This window comes from Hornefia porci (assembly GCF_001940235.1).
Lineage (GTDB): Bacteria > Bacillota > Clostridia > Peptostreptococcales > Anaerovoracaceae > Aminicella > Aminicella porci.
This window is the reverse complement of record NZ_MJIE01000001.1, coordinates 909,009-926,870: the sequence shown is the minus strand read 5'-3', so window position 1 is coordinate 926,870 and position 17,862 is coordinate 909,009. Positions and strand designations below refer to the sequence as shown.

At 54.0% G+C, this 17,862-nt stretch carries 17 protein-coding genes; 16 read left to right on the top strand and 1 reads right to left on the bottom strand.

Annotation, left to right across the window (positions count from 1 at the left end; genetic code table 11):
- Position 1: 1 nt before the first annotated feature.
- From BHK98_RS13490 to BHK98_RS04420, 7 genes are all read left to right on the top strand, one after another.
- Complete coding sequence (locus BHK98_RS13490; protein WP_158024459.1) at positions 2-151, top strand: hypothetical protein; 150 nt, start codon at positions 2-4, stop codon at positions 149-151.
- 112 nt (positions 152-263) lie between these two features.
- The gene (locus BHK98_RS04445) at positions 264-989 is read left to right on the top strand and encodes an AAA family ATPase (RefSeq protein WP_075712376.1); all 726 of its coding nucleotides are present in this window, start codon (positions 264-266) and stop codon (positions 987-989) included.
- Positions 986-1,348 carry an arsenate reductase family protein gene (locus BHK98_RS04440; RefSeq protein ID WP_075712375.1) on the top strand — a complete coding sequence of 121 codons (363 nt, stop codon included), beginning with the start codon at positions 986-988 and terminating at the stop codon, positions 1,346-1,348. Before BHK98_RS04445 ends, BHK98_RS04440 begins: the two co-directional genes overlap by 4 nt.
- A 689-nt stretch (positions 1,349-2,037) precedes the next feature.
- Positions 2,038-2,562, top strand: coding sequence for a DNA-deoxyinosine glycosylase (locus BHK98_RS04435; protein ID WP_075712374.1), 525 nt, complete (start codon positions 2,038-2,040; stop codon positions 2,560-2,562).
- Positions 2,563-2,863: 301 nt separating this feature from the next.
- Positions 2,864-4,849: a Cna B-type domain-containing protein gene (locus BHK98_RS04430; RefSeq protein ID WP_143404533.1), complete on the top strand. Its 1,986-nt coding sequence runs from the start codon at positions 2,864-2,866 to the stop codon at positions 4,847-4,849.
- Between the two features lie 32 nt (positions 4,850-4,881).
- Positions 4,882-6,138 carry a hypothetical protein gene (locus tag BHK98_RS04425; protein WP_143404532.1) on the top strand — a complete coding sequence of 419 codons (1,257 nt, stop codon included), beginning with the start codon at positions 4,882-4,884 and terminating at the stop codon, positions 6,136-6,138.
- A complete protein-coding gene (locus tag BHK98_RS04420) occupies positions 6,135-7,115 on the top strand; it encodes a helix-turn-helix domain-containing protein (RefSeq protein ID WP_075712371.1) in 981 nt (326 codons plus the stop codon). The genes BHK98_RS04425 and BHK98_RS04420 overlap by 4 nt, the downstream gene beginning before the upstream one ends.
- A 98-nt stretch (positions 7,116-7,213) precedes the next feature.
- On the opposite strand, the gene BHK98_RS04415 is transcribed toward BHK98_RS04420, so the two are convergent.
- A complete protein-coding gene (locus BHK98_RS04415) occupies positions 7,214-8,179 on the bottom strand; it encodes a helix-turn-helix domain-containing protein (protein WP_143404531.1) in 966 nt (321 codons plus the stop codon).
- A gap of 613 nt (positions 8,180-8,792) precedes the next feature.
- Between BHK98_RS04415 and BHK98_RS04410 the strand changes: the two genes are divergently transcribed.
- The 9 genes from BHK98_RS04410 (at position 8,793) to BHK98_RS04370 (ending at position 17,849) form a co-directional block, all read left to right on the top strand.
- Positions 8,793-9,770 (top strand): hypothetical protein, encoded by a 978-nt coding sequence (locus BHK98_RS04410; protein WP_075712369.1) that lies wholly within the window; start codon positions 8,793-8,795, stop codon positions 9,768-9,770.
- Positions 9,760-11,124, top strand: coding sequence for a vWA domain-containing protein (locus tag BHK98_RS04405; protein ID WP_075712368.1), 1,365 nt, complete (start codon positions 9,760-9,762; stop codon positions 11,122-11,124). The genes BHK98_RS04410 and BHK98_RS04405 overlap by 11 nt, the downstream gene beginning before the upstream one ends.
- A gap of 74 nt (positions 11,125-11,198) precedes the next feature.
- Positions 11,199-12,743: an ATP-binding protein gene (locus BHK98_RS04400; RefSeq protein WP_342718745.1), complete on the top strand. Its 1,545-nt coding sequence runs from the start codon at positions 11,199-11,201 to the stop codon at positions 12,741-12,743.
- Positions 12,740-13,633: a PhzF family phenazine biosynthesis protein gene (locus BHK98_RS04395; protein ID WP_075712367.1), complete on the top strand. Its 894-nt coding sequence runs from the start codon at positions 12,740-12,742 to the stop codon at positions 13,631-13,633. Before BHK98_RS04400 ends, BHK98_RS04395 begins: the two co-directional genes overlap by 4 nt.
- A gap of 414 nt (positions 13,634-14,047) precedes the next feature.
- Positions 14,048-14,635, top strand: a complete 588-nt coding sequence (locus BHK98_RS04390) for a 2-oxoacid:acceptor oxidoreductase family protein (RefSeq protein ID WP_075712366.1) — start codon at positions 14,048-14,050, stop codon at positions 14,633-14,635.
- 28 nt (positions 14,636-14,663) lie between these two features.
- Entirely contained in the window at positions 14,664-14,969 is a 306-nt protein-coding gene (locus BHK98_RS04385; RefSeq protein ID WP_075712365.1) for a 4Fe-4S binding protein, read from the top strand.
- Entirely contained in the window at positions 14,969-16,147 is a 1,179-nt protein-coding gene (locus BHK98_RS04380) for a pyruvate ferredoxin oxidoreductase (protein ID WP_075712364.1), read from the top strand. The genes BHK98_RS04385 and BHK98_RS04380 overlap by 1 nt, the downstream gene beginning before the upstream one ends.
- Positions 16,148-16,150: 3 nt before the next feature.
- A complete protein-coding gene (locus BHK98_RS04375; RefSeq protein ID WP_075712363.1) occupies positions 16,151-17,080 on the top strand; it encodes a thiamine pyrophosphate-dependent enzyme in 930 nt (309 codons plus the stop codon).
- Positions 17,037-17,849: a YlmH family RNA-binding protein gene (locus BHK98_RS04370; RefSeq protein WP_245796829.1), complete on the top strand. Its 813-nt coding sequence runs from the start codon at positions 17,037-17,039 to the stop codon at positions 17,847-17,849. Before BHK98_RS04375 ends, BHK98_RS04370 begins: the two co-directional genes overlap by 44 nt.
- Positions 17,850-17,862 lie beyond the last annotated feature (13 nt).

Here is a 17,862-nt window from a genome sequence, read left to right as displayed (position 1 = left end):
AATGAAAAACGCGGGCATCGTCAAGGTCAGGAAAGAGGGGACGAAGAACTTTTATTACTTTGATGCAGATATGGAAGCATTTGACGGGCTGATCCATATGCTCACTCATGCGAAAGAGATCATGTTGTCACTTCCGGACAGGAGAAGATGAACACTGTCAGGCGATTCTGACGGCACATGATACTGAAAAGGCTCCACAAACCGGCGGACCTGTGTTCTGCTGCCCCTGAGGCGTGCATAATTCATGAGGAGAGGACAGACGAGTGACTTCTTTGTTCATAGACAAAGCCATCATAGAATGGGATAGAATTGAACAGGACAGCTACCTTCGCGGTATTGAAGCGATCAGCGGCGTAGACGAGGTGATGTTCAGCAAGCCGGTCACCCTTTTCGTCGGTGAGAACGGTTCCGGCAAGTCGACGCTTCTGGAGGCGATTGCGGTTGCCTACGGCTTCAATCCGGAGGGAGGAACAAAGAATTACAGCTTCAGTACGTATGATTCGCATTCAGAACTGTGTGATGCGGTGCGCCTGTCGAAGGGTGCGAGAAGGACAAAGTCAGGGTACTTCCTTCGGGCGGAAAGCTTCTATAATGTCGCGACAAAGGAAGAAGAGTACAGCCGGGGACCCGGCGGGGTTCCGCTGCATTTACATGAGCGATCTCACGGAGAGAGCTTTTTTGCGGTGGCGAAGAGCAACTTCCGCCCTGACGGGATCTATCTGCTGGATGAGCCGGAAGCAGCTTTGTCCCCGCAGAGACAGCTGGCGCTGCTGATGGAGATCGACCGCTGCGTGAAAGGCGGCTCTCAGTTCATCATCGTTACGCACTCGCCGATTCTGCTCGGATTTCCGGGAGCAGAGCTCCTGGACTTTGACGACGGACCGGTTCATCCGATAGAGTATGAGGAAACTGACAGTTATCAGATCACATCTTTGTTCATCAATGACAGAGAGCGATTACTCAGACAGCTGATGGAGGAAAGCGAATGATTAAAGTGTATTGCTACAGCAGATGTACCACTTGCAGGAAGGCTCTGAAGTGGCTGGATGATAACGGGATAGATTATTCGGTTATCGACATCAGGGAGGATCATCCCGACGAGAACGCCCTGCGGAAATATTACGCTATGAGCGGTCTGCCGCTGAAACGGTTCTTCAACACAAGCGGGATACTGTACCGTGAAATGGGCCTGTCGAAAAAACTGCCGGAGATGAGCGAGGACGAGCAGCTTGCTCTTCTCGCCACGAACGGAATGCTGGTGAAACGACCGCTGGCAGTCGGCGATGGATTTGTATTGATCGGATTCAAAGAGGCAGAGTGGGAGTCCAGGCTGAAACAGCCGCGTTGAGGCGAGGCCCTGCGCGCGGAAGTGAGAGGCCTGCCGCGCGGGGAACCGCGAGGGAACAAAGTTTTCAATTGAATCGCGGCCGGATCAATGTTATAATTAATGTCCACCCGTTAAATCCCCGTCGGACTTAACGTGCGCTGACGGCAGTTTGTCAGCAGCGCCGCGGTGCACAATTCAATGGCGGTGTGCGCCGGAAGGCCACCGGGTATGCTTTCTGTATTATTGATATTTCAGGCATATTCGATGGATGCGCACGCATTGTCGGAAAAGAAAGTGGAAGTGAAAAAAAAGAAGTGAATAATATGTCATTTATAATGCAATGCCCGGAGAAACAGAGAAATGCGTTTCGGGCATCATCAGATCGTATGATGTATGATAGAATTGTCTTTGCATAAACCAGTCTGATGGCTGGTTTATGTGTGTTTTGAGCCCGAAAGGGTGTACTTTTCAAAACCGGTACAGATTTACTGTTGCCGGTCGAATCGTCATATTCACGGAATTAATTTAAATCATAGAAGTCATTTTAGTACGTGCTGGGGCATCGAACAGGCCGGAGATACCGGCAGCCTGAAGAGTATATTCGACGGCCTGCCGCAGGTATTGCAGGAATTTCAGACACTTCATCGGAAAATCAATTGAAATCAATGGAAACAAATTGAAATCAATCTGAACGGAAAGCGAGGAGAACAATGGCCGGAAAATCTCAAGTCGGAGCAGAACGAATAGAGCATCCCTTTGATCCTCTGTTTAATGAAGACAGCAGGGTTCTGATTCTGGGTTCGTTTCCCTCCGTCCGATCTAGAGAACAGAATTTTTATTACGGACATCCGCGGAATCGCTTCTGGAAGGTGATGGCGACGATACTGAACTGTCCGCAGCCGCAGACTATCGAGGCAAAACGGTCACTGATTCTCGAACATCATCTGGCGCTGTGGGATTCCGTCGCTGTATGTGAAATCAGCGGTTCCTCGGATTCCAGCATCAGGAGTGTCCGTCCCAACAATCTCAGCGTCATTCTGAATCGCTGTGATATACGGCGGATTTACTGCAACGGCCGGAAGTCCTATGAAATTTACCGCCGTTATATCGAGGAGCGTACCGGACGTGAAGCGGTGCTGCTGCCCTCCACGAGTCCGGCGAACGCCCGGTGCGGCACAGAAGAACTGATCGACAGATGGTCAGTCATAACAAAGGATCTGCAGCCGCAGAAATAAAGACTTCACTCGCAGAATGAAGGGCTCGCGGGCAGTCGCAGCAGCCTTCCTGCACTGCGCGTGGCCCGTCCGGCATGAGGCGGCACTGCGGGCAGTTGCGGCGGCTGAAGGGTCGTTTCCGGACAGAGAGATGTCGCATTGAGGCACAAAAAACCGGTTCTCCTGTTATAAAATAAAACGCAGAGCCTTGCTTTTAAACCCTTCGGTAAAGGCCGGAGGAGATAAGCGGGCGGAAGAAAAAAGAAAGAATAATACAGCCCGAAAAACAGCGGGAAAAGCGAAAAAGCAGGAGGAACGTATTATGCACAGAAAGATCTGGCTGAAGAAGGCAGGGACGATTCTGGGCGGATGCCTTTTAGCGGTCTGCCTGATGGGAGGTATTTTGTGGCAGGGAGCCGCGCCCGTACATGCGGAGGATGCGACTGAACGCACAGAGGTGAAGATTACCGACTTTAATATCTCTCATTACTCTACAAGCACAGCGACCAGTTTTGAATGGAATGAGCGATTCTACGTGAACATGAACTGGGATGCGTCGGTCTACGGCAACACTCTGAAAGAAGGAGATTATTTTACGGTAAAACTGCCGGATAAATTCGTCTTTCCGAAGAATACGGCCGCTACCCATTTCAACCTCACGGCGCCGGACGGTAGTGTGATCGGAACGGCGGTCGTGTCGCCGGGCAGTGATGGAGGCGGCACGGTGAAGGTTACCTTTACCGACTATGTGGAAAACCGGTACAATATCAAAGGAAAGATGCAGCTGCAGGCACACTTCACGAACATTAAAAACGATGAAACTAACGAATTCTCCGTTTCAATCGGGTCGCAGGTCTCGACGATCAGTGTCCCGATTACAGGCCCCACCGGACTGAAGGACGAAGTGATCGGGAAGTGGGGAGAAGCTTCCAGGGACGGCGACGATGTCGCTCAGTGGTATGTCCGGATCAATCACGTTAAAGGGAATTACACGAATTTCGTGTATTCCGATGAGCTTTCCGTTAAAAACGGAGATCTCGGCGGGATGCAGTACATCCCGGATTCCTTTGTTCTGAAAGAAGTGAAATACGATGCAAACGGGTTCAATATTGAAACGATTCAGGAGATCAGCCTGGACGGGAAACTGAAGATTACCGACAACGGAACAAAATTCACGATTGACATGGGGAATATTGTGGACGGGAAGCAGTATCAGCTGAGCTACAAGACGACCTATATTCCGGGGACTACGCTCCGCAACAAGGCTTCCGCCACGGGAAGCAACGTGGCCAGAACTGTTCAGGCCAGCTACACGTCGGCATCCTCCAGCGGAAGCGGCGACGGTAATCTGATGAGCAAAATCAGGATTCTGAAGGTGGATGAGGAGGATCATTCGATTCCTCTGGCGGGCGCTGAATTCAAGATTACAAATCTTGAGAACAACAGTTCATTCACGCTGACGACAGACGCGCGGGGCGAGGCGACCTCGGGAAAACTGGTTCCGGGGAAATACTCCATCGTCGAGGTGACTGCGCCGGCGGGTTATGAGCTTGACAGCACGCCTTATGAGGTGACCGTTACAGAAGATGAGGCGACGATCAAGACGATAACAAATAAAAAGGCTCTGATCTCCGTGTCCGGAACCAAGACCTGGAAGGATGAAAACGACCGGGACGGCGTGAGACCGAAGAGTGTGACCGTTAATCTGCTGGCAGACGGAAAAGAAGTCGCAGAGAAAACGATCTCTGAAGAGGACGGATGGAGGTACAGCTTCCGGAATCTGCCGAAATTCGACGGAGGAAGAGAAATCGTCTACACGGTTACCGAGGATTCGGTTCCGGGATACCGTACAGAAATTGACGGCTATGATATCACCAACACCCACGCCGCGGACAGGACCAGCGCGACGGTGACAAAGCACTGGAACGACAAGGACGACAAATACGGGAAGCGTCCGAAGCAGATTCGCGTCCGCCTGATGGCAGACGGAGCCGATGCAGGACAGGAAGCCGTTCTGAATAAGGGAAACAAGTGGACAAAGACATGGAGCGATCTTCCGGCAGTGAAGGACGGAAAGAAAATCCGCTACACCGTGAAGGAGATCGGGACGTCCGCCGGGTACACCGTATCCGTAAACGACCGGAATCAGGGAAATATGATTATCACAAACACCTGCCGGGTGAAACCGGGAGGCGGAGGCCCTGACACCGGGGATCGGACAAATCTGTGGGTATACCTTACAGCAGTTGCGGTTTCTGCCGCGGCGCTGCTTGGCATAAGCGTATATATGAGAAGGAAACGAAACTGAATCTGAAAAGAATGAAAGGGGACAGGGAAAGCATGACTATTTTCAAACGGAACCGTGCAGAGAATGTGAGGACAAAAGGAGGGACAGCCGGATCGGGGCGGAAGCAGAAGCTTCTTGCCGTGATGGTTTTGTGCATCGCCGCCATGATGCTGGTTTCCGGATGCGGCAAACCGCCGACACTGGGAACCACCGTGAAGGATTACGACGGATTCAAGTATCTGAGCGATGCGACGCTGAAGCCGGGATCAGGAGACGAGGAAATTCAGGCATTCATCCCGAAGGGAAGCAATGAGTACAGCTCGACGAATTATGTTTCCTCAACGGCAAAGGGCGTCAGCATCACGCTGAAGACCGTTAACTCTTCTATTGTTGACAACGCGGGGGGCGCAAAGGAATATATCCAGAAGTACGGCTCGATAAGCTCACCGAATCTGAGCGCCGCTGTTGATGAAATGAACAGCGTGAAGAAGACCAAGGATGAGAACAGCGCATACGCTACAGGCTTTCAGGTTCTGAAGAAGTACGACAACAGCTATTACAGTGTCTGCATTACAGAATTCCTTTCCAAAATCGAGGTCGAAAAGAAGGAGTACTATGTCTCCGGCGTTGTGAAGGTCAGTTCTGACAGCACCGGTGACGATACCGACGGACTGCTGGAGGAGATGAAAGCCTACTACGGCATGAAGATGTACTGGGATAAGGAGAAGGCGAAGGAGGAAGCGGCTAAATATACAAAGAATCCTCCGGAATACACCCGCCAGTACGTTGGAGGCTTCGTCGTTCAGATCCCGACCGGATGGGCGAAGGACAGCGCCTATTCCAAGTCCTCCGGAAGCGCGAATGTGGCGGTCTTCGGACCGAACGGAAAGGCGACCGGGGCGGACAATCTGATGGTCGCATACAGCATGATTTCAGGCGGAACAGGCGATTATTCCAGTTCTGACTTTGAGCGGCAGCTGAAGGCATACCTGAACCGTGCGTACAGCGGCGTTACCGTGAAGACAAAGGCTGTGGACAGCCCCATTGACGGAGGCAAGGCGTATCAGGTTAAGCTGACAAAGGGAAATGTGTCTCTGAACGGATATCTGGTGTTTGGAAAGTACAGCATGATCATGGTGTACAACGCGGGAACGGGTCAGATGAGCAGCAAAACAAAAGAGCGTGTGGAAAATATGTTCAATACGCTGCAGGATTACAGTGCCGCGAAAAACTCTAAAAGCGGGTCGACAACAAAGACCGGCGGGATAATATCAGGCAATGACGCGATGTCAGAGCGGTGGACGTTATGAGACGCGACGGGGCCGAGTTGAATAAAATCCTCGAAAAGGCCTTTGAAGACGCTCCCCGGCGGATTGAGGAGTTCGTCCCCATCGATGTGGGGAACGGCACCATCAGCAGAACGGTCACGAAGGAGGGGGTGATTCTCATCACTCTGAATATGTCCTTCTTTGAAGATCATGATGCAGAGAGCCAGACGGGAGACGATTACATTTATCTGTGGTTCTGCTTCGGGGAGCGGGTCTCCTGCTCCGTCGGCGAGGAACGGAAAATCTATGATATCGAAAACGGGCAGGCGTGCATCTATGAAGGCAGCGGTCTGATTGAGAGGGTGACCTACCGGGGAGGAAAGAATTATAATCTCCGGTGCATGAAGATCCCGGTTTCCTATTACTACGCCATGCTGGGGAAGTATTTCGACTCAAAGGAGCGGGACCGCTATCAGGGAGCGATCACCGGCGATATCGCATATATCGACATTGATAACCGGACGGAACATATTTTCACAGAGCTGAAGGATTACACGCAGTATCAGAGCGGACCGGGATATCTGTATCTGGAGAGCAAGATTAATGAGCTCCTTTCCCTTGTGCTTGCCAGTGTTTTTAAGGCGGATATCGTAACGGCCTCCGCATGTCATCTGGAGAAGAGCAAGGTGGATGCGGCGGTGGAGGCCAGGCGGATCATCGACGACGAGATCCGCAATGTGCCGGGAAGGAATGAGCTGGCCAGACTGGTGGGGACCAGCACCACGATCCTCGGAAAAAGTTTCCGGGAGGTTTTCGGTACGTCGATTCACGCCTATGTGATCGATCAGCGTCTGGAGAAGGGCGCGGCCCTGCTGCTGGGCACTGATATGAGTGTGAAAGAAATCTGCACCGAGATCGGCTATTCAAAGGCGAGCAATTTCGCGGCCGCGTTCAAGAGAAAATACGGCGTTATTCCGTCCCGGTACAGAACCCAGCTTCAGCAGGGAGGCTCGTCCTGAAACGGAGATATGTCCGGCAGCCCGGAAGCGGTTCGGAACATCGGAACGGGTTTTATCACAGGGAGCGGTTCCGGCGCCTTCCGTCCGGGGAAGGAGAATCAGTCTGACGATTTGATTTTTCCGGGGTTGAAACCGTATTTTTTCCGGAACTGACGGGAGAAATGACTTCCGTTGGCGTATCCCACGCGCCAGCATACATCCTGAACATTATACTGATTGGAGGACAGCAGATCAAATGCTACCTCCATTCTTTTGTCTACGAGGTATTCATAAACTGTGGAGCCGAACAGCTCCTTGAATCCGGACTTCAGGCGCGTCTCGCTGATGAAACAGGACTTGGCAAGACTCTTGATGGTCAGGGGCCGGGCGTACTGCTCGTCGATGATTTCCTTCGCCCGCTGGATGCAGGCCCGTTCATCCATGGAGATGTTCGCCGCAACGTTATTCTTCTCAAGGATATCGCCGCAGAAGAGGGAAATCAGTTCCAGAACCTTTCCCTCGAGATAACAAGCGCGATACGCCTCGCTGCACGGCGGACTGAAGATGTCCGTGAGAGTCTTCTGAATCCCGGGGCTGGTGGCGTACTTCTGCATTGATTCTACCGGGAGCTCATCGGGACGGAGCCCGGAACGCTCCAGAGCAGCGCGCAGAAACGGATAGTTGCGGTCGTGCAGATAGACGCAGATATGACGGTGCCTCGTATCCCGCCGGAAGTAAACGTGTCCTTCCTTCTCGATGCCGAACTGAACGCAGCATTCAAACGGTTTCAGCGCGGAAACAAAATCCTCGTTCCCGCAGTACCACTCCATCGGGCCTTCCAGGTTGAAACAAAGGACAATGACGCTTCTGTCCGGAAAGGAGAAGCGGACCCGCATATTCTCCGAAGGCGTCATGTCTGTGACGCTGAGGCGCGTATAGTGGCTGACGCCGAGCTTCCACGAGGAGATGGAACCTGCCGCCTCGGGAAATTTTTTTTCATTGTATTCGCTGGAGTTTGATATCAGAACATCAAAGGACCCGCCGCCCTCTGTGTGTATATTATCGCTTACGTATTTTTTTGTCATCACGATCACCCAATCCCTTCTTTTCTAAAAAATATAACAAGTGATTGGAAATACGGCAATCATGCGCGCCGTTATTTGTTTAAAAAGGGCACAGGTTTACCTCATTTGGGCAGAAAACGGCGTAAATCCGGGGGTACGGGAAGGGCAGAGGGAGAGGGAAACGGACGAAGCTCTGCCCTGTGAAGGTATTGTTCTGCCCCAATAAAGCGGGAATCGCCGGTTTTGTTGCAGAGAGGCCGCATCTTTTGTTAAAATTCTAATGTAAGTACAGCAGGCTGTCTGTCACACACACACTGACAACACATCGAAGAATGATATTCAGTAGTGAGTCCGGATTCCCGGATGTCATTACAGCACACTCTATAACCACTTCCAGAGAGAATTTACTCAACGGATATTCTTCCTTCAGCCAGCCTGCTGGCTTTTTTATTTCTGAAATTTTCTTTTACTTCGGGACAGATGAGGTATATTAAACAGAGTACACTCATTGAGCTTTGCCGGTTCAACGGGTGCGTATTAAGCAGTAGATAGAATTTCTTTTTCATGATAAAATGAAATCAGTGTTTACGGAAGAGAGTCCGCCGCGGAGGCTGAGGACGGAAAGGTTTGGGGCATGAGACAGATTCCGGGCTGCGGAAACTGGAGGATCCGGTATGAACAAAAGAACAGCGGTATCGCGATTCTGCGGGCGGAGACCTGCGATGCGGAGGCGGTGCTCCCGGAGGAGCTTCTGGGTCTGCCGGTCACAGAGCTGGGAGATTACGCTCTGGCTGCGCGGGATCATGGTGGCGGAGGAGAGGAGCTTGAACTGACCGGCCGCAGAACTGATCGGGAGGCGGAGTGGTCCAATCGCCGGATGCACTCGCTGCGCCTTCCCTGCGGGATTCGCCGAATCGGAAACTACGCGTTCATGGGTGCGTTTTATATGGAGCGGTTTGAGTTCTGTGACGAACCTGTGGAATGGGGAGTCAGTCCGTTCATGAACTGTATGGCGCTGCATGAGATTATCGTGAACCGCCCGGGTGAGGATCAGGGCGGCCTGGCAAAGATCTGCGGTGAGACTGACCGTGAGCTGGATGTGCAGATTCGGGACGCGTCGGGAACGCGGGCGCGGCTGCTGTTTCCGGAATATGCGGAGATATGGGAGGAAAATACGCCGGCCAGGCAGTTTGATCATACGACGGACGGTGCGGGATACCCGTATCATCACGTTTTTCGGAACAGAAGGCTGCACTGGAAGGATTATGACGGACTGTGGGAAAAGTCCCGCGAGCGTGGAGGAATCGAGGACGTTCTGACCCGCCTCGCATGGTTTCGTCTGAGATGGCCGGAGGGTCTGGAGGAGCAGCGGCGTCAGTCTTACCTGGAATATGTGACAGAGAACAGGGAACGGCTGATGCGCTGGGTTCTGGAAAACGGAGACGGAACGGATCTGAGCCGCCTTCTGGAAATCGTTGCGTACACTCCGCAGCAGCTGAAGGAAGGCTGCGACTTCGCCAGAGAAAGCGGAGCGGTGCAGAGCCTCGCCGTTCTCCTGTCCGGACTGCGGGGAGAGCAGCCGATGGGACGGAGGAAGCGTTTTGAGCTATGATTTGAACCGGATCGGAGAAGAGATTCTCCTGGCGGTCAGAAACGAATTATATATGAATTTTCCATACATGGATACTGCGCTGTGCGCCCTGTCCTTTGTTTCCGGCGAAGAACAGAAGATCACGACCATGGCTTCGGACGGAGACGCTCTCTATTACAGCGGCAGATGGATCGCGGACCGTTATGTCAGATCCAGAACCGGAATGAACAGGGGATATCTGCATGTGATCTTCCATTGTCTTCTGCGGCATATCGGAAAGGCAGCGGGAAAGGATCCGGTGCTGTGGGACATTGCCTGTGATACGGCTGTGGAGGCGCTGCTGCAGGAGCTCCCGTATGACTGTATCGCGGAGAGAGACAGAATGCCCGTCCGGCAGAATTTCATCGCGGAGTGCTCCGGAGAGATGAAGGTGGTGACTGCGGAAGGCGTCTACCGGAAACTGCTGAGAGAGGAGCGGGACCGCCTTCAGCTGGGAACTCTGGACGCTGCGTTCCGCGTGGATGATCACCGCCTCTGGATACCGCAGAATGAGCGGCAGCGTCGGCAGCAGGAGCAGCAGGATCAGAAGTGGGACAATATGGCGCGTCGGACCATGAGCTTGATGAAGACCATGTTCCGGGAGAATATGGGAAGAGGCCGTGAGGTCATGGATCGGCTTGAGGTCGCTGTTCGCGATGATGTGGATTACAGAAGCTTTCTGAGGCGGTTTGCGGCGCCGAGAGAGGTGATGGAGACGGATCCCGACGCCTTCGACTATATCTATTATACTTACGGACTGGAGCTCTACGGGAACATGCCGCTTGTGGAGCCGCTGGAAACCAGAGAGGAAAAGCGGATTGAGGATCTGGTCATCGCGGTGGACACCTCCATGTCCACATCGGGGGAAACGGTGCGGATGTTTCTGGCGTGTACCTACGCCATTCTGCGCAGTACGGAGACGTTTACCAGAAAGGTCAACATCCATATCCTGCAGTGTGACAACAAAGTCCGGGCAGATGACGAGATCCGCGACCTCGATGAGCTGCGGGAATATATGAGCCGCTTCCGGCTGAAGGGAGGAGATACCACGGATTTCCGCCCGGTATTCGAATACGTGGACGAGCTGGTTGCGGCGGGGAAATTCACATCCCTCCGGGGGCTGATTTACTTTACGGACGGGCTCGGCTTCTATCCGCGGAGTCGTCCGGCTTACGAGACTGCGTTCGTGTTTCTGGGGCAGCCGCCGGCTTCGATTCCGGTGCCGCCCTGGGCGATCCGCCTGGTGCTGGAGATACCTGACCTGCAGCGGACACTGGAGCGCGTGGAGGAAGAGGAACCGGAGCTGACGGACTGGGATGAACTGCCCCGGACATGAGTTCCGCCGGACGACGGCAAACCGTCGGATGACGAACCCCGCCGGACGAGATTTTGTTAGAGGAGAAATGCACTATGGCAATGAACATAAAACAGGCAAAGCAGGAGATAGAGGATACGCTCAGAGCCTATCTGGCAAAGGATGAGCTGGGGAATTACCGGATTCCGTCGAAGCGGCAGAGACCGGTGCTGCTGATGGGACCTCCCGGAATCGGGAAAACACAGATTATGGAACAGATCGTAGCGGAGACCGGCGTGGGGCTGGTGGCGTATACGGTGACTCATCACACCCGTCAGAGCGCGGTCGGGCTTCCTTTTATCGTGCATGAGGACTACAACGGGGAGGAGGTATCTGTCACCCGGTACACAATGAGTGAAATTCTCGCCTCTGTTTATGACCTTATGGAGCAGACCGGCCTGGAGCAGGGAATCCTGTTTCTGGACGAGATCAACTGTGTGTCGGAGACTCTGACTCCGGTGATGCTGCAGTTCCTTCAGTACAAAACCTTCGGGAACCGGAAGCTGCCGGAGGGATGGCTCATTGTCGCGGCGGGAAATCCGCCGGAGTATAACCGGTCTGCCCGTGCGTTCGATGTGGTGACGCTGGATCGTGTGAAATATATCGAGGTGGAGGAGGATTTTGAGATCTGGAAGGAATACGCGTGGCGCAACGGGCTTCACGGTGCGGTGATCAGTTATCTGGATATCCGGAAGGAGAATTTCTACCGCATTGAAAATACCGTGGACGGGACGCATTTTGTGACGGCCAGAGGCTGGGAGGACCTCAGTGAGATGATTCAGGCCTGCGAGCAGATCGGGGTCAGGGTGGACCGTCAGGTTATCGAGCAATATATTCAGATGCCGGATATCGCCCGCGACTTTGCGGGGTATCTGGATCTGTACTACAAATATCAGAGCACTTATCATGTCGAGGAAATTCTGCGTGGACGCTGGGAGCCGGTGACTGTGCGGACGATGCAGACCGCGCCCTTTGACGAAAAGCTGTCGGTGATGGGACTGCTGTTTGCCAGACTGTCGGAGGCCGCCGGAAATACGAGGCGTGAGGATATTCTGGCGGACCGTCTGCATCAGGATCTGATCCGGTTCCGCGATGAATCGGAGGACGTCGACATGGGTGACCGGCGGATGGAAGAACTGGCCGCCGCCCACCGGAAACAGATGCGTCTGGACGCGGAGGCAAACCGTCTCTCCGGGGAGGAACGGGATCTGCGGCAGAGAGAGGTGAACACGCTGGAGAAATATGCGGAGAAGCTCCGGCAGGAAAAGGAACTGACCGGGAAGGATGCGGTAATGGAACTTGTGCGACAGATGTTTCAGGAGATTCTCGACCGGCGCCAGAATCTGATCGACGATACCGGCATCCGGTTCGACAACGCTTTCCGGTTCCTGGAGGCCTCTGTGGGACAGCGGCAGGAGATGGTCATCTTTGTGACGCAGATCACGGCAGGGTTCGATACCAGCTGGTTTGTGGAGAATTTCGGATGCGACGCGTATTATCGCCATAATCGGGAACTCCTGTTTGACGATGTGGAACAGCGGATTCGCGGAGAGATTCAGGCTGCCCGTGAGCAGCCCGGAGATAGGAGGGAAAACTTATGAGATTTCAGATTGTTGATGCTTTTACGGACACGCTGTTCGGCGGCAATCCCGCCGGAGTTGTGGTGATTCCTGACGGAAAGGATTATCCGGAGGATGAGGTGATGCGCAGGACGGCAGCGGAGCTTCGATATTCGGAGACCGCTTTTGTGAGGCGAGAGGGAGACGGTATTTTTCGGACCCGGTACTTCACGCCCGCCGCAGAGGTGGAACTGTGCGGTCATGCGACCATCGGGTCTGCCTATGCGCTGATGCAGCTCGGAATGGCGCGGCTGGGAAACACAATCCGCTATGAGACGCTGGCCGGACCCATTGACATCGCGCTGCAGGAAAACAGCATTCTGATGGACATGGCGGATCCGAAGGCTTATGGAGTCATCGAGGGTGACGAGGCAGTGAGAGAGCTGTATCGCATTATGGGAATTTCAGCAGAAGGACAGGGCGTCTGGTCGAAGAACCCGTCCGTACAGCTGAAGCCGGAAAAAATATCCACGGGACTGATCGACATCATGCTCCCGGTGAAGGACGAGGAGGAGCTGGAACGCATCGCTCCGGATTTCCCTGCGCTGACAGAGCTTTCCAGAAAGTATGAGGTGGTGGGAGTTCATGCGTTCACTGTCAACGGAAAGGACGGTCTTATTCACGCACGGAACTTCGCGCCTCTGTATGATATTGATGAAGAGGCCGCTACGGGAACCTCCAACGGAGCGCTTGCTTATTATCTCTACCGGTACGGCGTTCTGACGGCGGATGTGGTGAATACGGTGATCCAGGGAGAGAAAATGGGAAGGCCCTCCAGGGTTGACACCCGGATTGTGATGCAGGGCGGGCAGCCCGGCGTTAAAGTCGGCGGCCTGGCTGTCACGCTGGCGGAGGGTGAGATTAACATCTGACCCGGAATTTAGTTTTACGCACGAATAAAAAAAAGAAAATTAGTGGTTGACAAACGGAAACACCTGCGTTATCATACATGGTGAATTGAATATTACCAAAGACTTTGACGGAGACAGTAGATTTGTATCAGAAGGCCAAGCGAACCGGGGATGGTGGAAGCCCGGCGCCGAGAACGGTACATTTTGAAAATCACTCCTGAGTTGCAGAGCTGAAACAGACCGGACATGTTTCCGGCGAGTAGGTTCTGACGGGCCTTCCCCGTAATCGGAAGAGCATATGATGGTATGCGTCGTAGCAGGTGGTTTACAAGCGAAGAGTCTTTCTCCGTCCTGATACAGGGCGGAGTTTTGTTTTGTACGGGAGCACCGGGACTGACAGTCTGCCGCAGCGACGCTGTAGTAGGAGGCAAGAAAATGGAAAACGGAAAGAAAACAGTAGAGATCAGATGGCACGGAAGAGGCGGACAGGGCGCTAAGACCGCATGTCTGCTTCTGGCAGACGCGGCGTTCAGCTCCGGAAAGCATGTGCAGGGATTCCCGGAATACGGTCCGGAGAGAATGGGCGCGCCGATCACCGCCTACAACAGAATCTCCGACACGGAAAATCTGGTGCACTCCAATATCTATCATCCGGATTACGTGGTGGTGGTCGATGAGACGCTGCTTCATTCAGTGGATGTTACGGCGGGGCTGTCGGAGGACGGAGCCATCATCATCAACAGCACGCGGGAACCGGAGGAGCTGAGGGAGCAGCTGAAGGGCTACAAAGGAAAGGTCTGCGCGGTGGATGCGGAAAAGATTTCACTGGAGACACTGGGAAAGAATTTCCCGAATACCCCGATGCTGGCGGCGACCGTCAAGGTCAGCAATGTGATCGACAACAAAAAATTCCTTCACGATATGGAGGGTTCCTTCCGTCATAAATTCGCGACAAAGCCGAACGTTATCGACGGCAATATGAAGGCGCTGCGGATGTCGATGGAGCAGGTAAAAGTAGGATAAGACCACAAACAGAAAAAGGCAGGTAGAGATGTTCAGATCAGCAAAAGATATCAATGAGAGGAGCACCTGGCAGGAGCTGACGCCGGGAGCGGAAATTTATGAACCGGCGACTTCAAAGCTTGTGATGACCGGCGAATGGAGAACCATGACTCCGGTGTTCGACCCGGAGCGCTGCAAGCAGTGTATGCTTTGCGTTCCTTATTGCCCGGACGCGTCGATTCCGGTGAAGGACGGAAAGAGAACGGATACGGACCTGGATCACTGCAAGGGCTGCGGGATATGCGCAAAGGTCTGTCCCTTTGAAGCAATCAGAATGGAGCTGGGAGGAAAGTAATGGGAACGAATACGAGATTAAGCGGCAATGAAGCCGTGGCATACGCGATGAAGCAGATCAATCCGGATGTGATGGGAGCATTTCCGATTACGCCCTCCACAGAGATTCCGCAGTATTTCGCATCATATATCGCAAACGGCGAGGTCGATACTGAATTTGTTCCGGTGGAGTCGGAGCATTCCGCGATGTCCACATGCATCGGAGCATCCGCGGCGGGAGCACGGGCGATTACCGCCACTTCCTCTGCCGGCCTGGCGTTTATGTGGGAACTGCTGTATGTAGCGGCGTCCAGCCGCCTGCCGATTGTGATGGCGGTGGTGAACCGGGCGCTGACCGGTCCTATTAACATCAACAACGACCACTCTGATTCCATGGGATGCAGAGATACCGGGTGGATTCAGATTTACGCGGAGAACAATCAGGAGGTCTATGACAACTATCTGCAGGCCATGCCCATTGCGGAGCATTGCAGACTTCCGGTCATGATCTGCCAGGACGGGTTCATTACCAGCCACGCGCTGGCGAACATCCGTCTGCTGGAGGATGAAGAGGTGCGGAGCTTTGTCGGAGAATATAATCCGGAGCATTACCTGCTGAATCCGCAGGAGCCGCTTGCGGTGGGCCCTTATGGCGTTTCACCGTATTATATGGAAATCAAGAAGGCGCAGGCAGAGGCCATGAAGGACGCCAGAGAGCGTATCCGTCAGGTGGGAAAGGACTTTGGAGAGCTTTCCGGACGATTCTATGACATGATTGAGGAGTACCGGATGGAGGATGCGGAATTCGCGGTGGTTGTCATCGGTTCCTCAGCGGGGACCGGAAAGGCGGCCGTCAATATGCTCCGGGAGCGCGGAGTGAAGGCGGGGCTGGTTAAGCTCCGTGTGTTCCGTCCCTTCCCGCGGGAAGAACTGGCGGCGGCACTGTCCGGATGCAGAGCGGTCGCGGTCATGGATAAGGCAGAGGGCTTTTCCGGCTGCGGAGGTCCGGTGTTTGCGGAGACCCGGTCGGCGCTGTATGATGCGGAGAGAAGACCGCTTATGGTGAACTATGTATACGGTCTGGGCGGACGCGATGTGACGACTGATACCTTTGAGACGGCGTTTGACGCACTGCAGAAGATCGCGGAAGACGGGCATGTCGGCGAGAAATACAGACATATCGGTGTCAGGGAGGAATAAATTATGGGATACAGTCTTAGAGAAGAATTGAATAAACAGCCCCGTCTGGCACCGGGACACAGGCTGTGTGCCGGATGCGGTGCGGGAGCGGCGGTGCAGGGCGTGCTCCGTGCTCTCGACGAGGGGGACAAAGCAGTGGTCAGCAACGCGACCAGTTGTCTGGAGGTTTCTACCTTCATCTACCCGAATACGGCGTATGAGGACAGCTACATCCACAGCGCCTTTGAGAACGCCGCCGCGACGACAGGGGGTGTGGAAACCGCTTACCGTGTGCTGAAGAAAAGGGGAAAACTGAAGGAAAATTTCAAGTTCATCTGCTTCGGCGGCGACGGAGGAACCTACGATATCGGTCTTCAGTCTCTGTCCGGCGCGATGGAGAGAGGTCACGACATGGTTTACGTCTGCTACGATAATGAGGCGTACATGAATACAGGAATCCAGAGATCCTCTGCGACGCCCCGGTTCGCGGACGCCACGACGACGCCGGTCGGCACCGAGAGCTACGGCAAACGGCAGAACAAAAAAGATCTGACGCAGATCATCGCGGCGCACGGGATTCCGTATGCGGCGCAGACCACCATGATCGGCGATTTCCGTGACCTTCACAATAAAGCGCACAGGGCCATCTATACCGAGGGACCCTGCTTCCTGAACATTCTCGCGCCCTGTCCCAGAGGCTGGCGGTATAACATGGAGGATATGGCGGAGATCTGTAAAAAGGCTGTGGACACCTGTGCCTGGCCCATGTATGAAATCGTCGAAGGACGCTGGCATCTGACGTATGAACCGAAAAAGAAGCTTCCCATCGAGGAGTTCCTGAAAATGCAGGGGCGGTTCCGCCACATGTTCAGGCCGGGGAATGAATGGATGCTGGAAGAGGCGCAGCAGTATGTGGACCGGAAGTGGGAAGAGCTTCTGGAGCGCTGCGAGTAGGAATGTCATGAAGAAGGAAGAACAGCTGATCCTCGCTCAGGCAGAGGACAAGATCGAACAGAGCCGTACCCGGGGATATATCACCTGGACGCCTTTTCTGGACAGTCACCTTCAGTCTGTTCTGCGGAAGGCGTTCGCCCGGGAGGATACCGGAGTGTCGCTGGAATTTTACGGGGGATATGACGACGCAGAGAGGGTGATCCTGGCCTGCGTTCCGCCGTATCTGCAGCTGGAGGATGCAGAACCTCTGACCGTGCTTCGGGCGTCCCGGGTGAAGGCCGGAGGGAGGCCGCTGACACACAGAGATTATCTGGGCTCCCTCACAGGTCTCGGTATTCGCAGAGAAATGACCGGAGACATTCTGGTTCGCGAGGACGGAGCCGATATCATCGTTCTCCGGGAGATTGCGGAATTTATCCTCAGCAATTACAGCAAAGCCGGAAAAACAGAGCTCTCCGTGGAACAGAAATCCATCGGAGAGCTTATCGTTCCGCCGGTGCGAAGCGTGACGGCCCGCGTCACTGTGGCTTCCATGCGGCTGGATAATATTTTGTCGTCCGGGTTCGGGATTTCCCGAACAAAGGCAGGTGCGGCAGTCCGCACCGGACTGGTCTTTGTGAATCATACGGAGGCGGAAAAACCGGATATGAACATCGGGGAGGGGGATCTCGTCACGATGCGCAGAAGCGGGAGAATCCGGGTCACGCAGGTCGGAGGCCGCTCCCGGAAAGACCGCGTTTATGTGACGCTGGAGAAATACGGACGATAACGGACGCCGCGAC

Coding starts and splice junctions, on each gene's coding strand:
- BHK98_RS04385 (WP_075712365.1), top strand. CDS start 14,664: ATGTTCAGATCAGCAAAAGATATCAATGAGAGGAGCACCTGGCAGGAG.
- BHK98_RS04370 (WP_245796829.1), top strand. CDS start 17,037: ATGTGGACCGGAAGTGGGAAGAGCTTCTGGAGCGCTGCGAGTAGGAAT.
- BHK98_RS04425 (WP_143404532.1), top strand. CDS start 4,882: ATGACTATTTTCAAACGGAACCGTGCAGAGAATGTGAGGACAAAAGGA.
- BHK98_RS04395 (WP_075712367.1), top strand. CDS start 12,740: ATGAGATTTCAGATTGTTGATGCTTTTACGGACACGCTGTTCGGCGGC.
- BHK98_RS04440 (WP_075712375.1), top strand. CDS start 986: ATGATTAAAGTGTATTGCTACAGCAGATGTACCACTTGCAGGAAGGCT.
- BHK98_RS04420 (WP_075712371.1), top strand. CDS start 6,135: ATGAGACGCGACGGGGCCGAGTTGAATAAAATCCTCGAAAAGGCCTTT.
- BHK98_RS04430 (WP_143404533.1), top strand. CDS start 2,864: ATGCACAGAAAGATCTGGCTGAAGAAGGCAGGGACGATTCTGGGCGGA.
- BHK98_RS04390 (WP_075712366.1), top strand. CDS start 14,048: ATGGAAAACGGAAAGAAAACAGTAGAGATCAGATGGCACGGAAGAGGC.
- BHK98_RS04415 (WP_143404531.1), bottom strand. CDS start 8,179: ATGACAAAAAAATACGTAAGCGATAATATACACACAGAGGGCGGCGGG.
- BHK98_RS04410 (WP_075712369.1), top strand. CDS start 8,793: ATGAGACAGATTCCGGGCTGCGGAAACTGGAGGATCCGGTATGAACAA.
- BHK98_RS04435 (WP_075712374.1), top strand. CDS start 2,038: ATGGCCGGAAAATCTCAAGTCGGAGCAGAACGAATAGAGCATCCCTTT.
- BHK98_RS04375 (WP_075712363.1), top strand. CDS start 16,151: ATGGGATACAGTCTTAGAGAAGAATTGAATAAACAGCCCCGTCTGGCA.
- BHK98_RS04400 (WP_342718745.1), top strand. CDS start 11,199: ATGGCAATGAACATAAAACAGGCAAAGCAGGAGATAGAGGATACGCTC.
- BHK98_RS04380 (WP_075712364.1), top strand. CDS start 14,969: ATGGGAACGAATACGAGATTAAGCGGCAATGAAGCCGTGGCATACGCG.
- BHK98_RS13490 (WP_158024459.1), top strand. CDS start 2: ATGAAAAACGCGGGCATCGTCAAGGTCAGGAAAGAGGGGACGAAGAAC.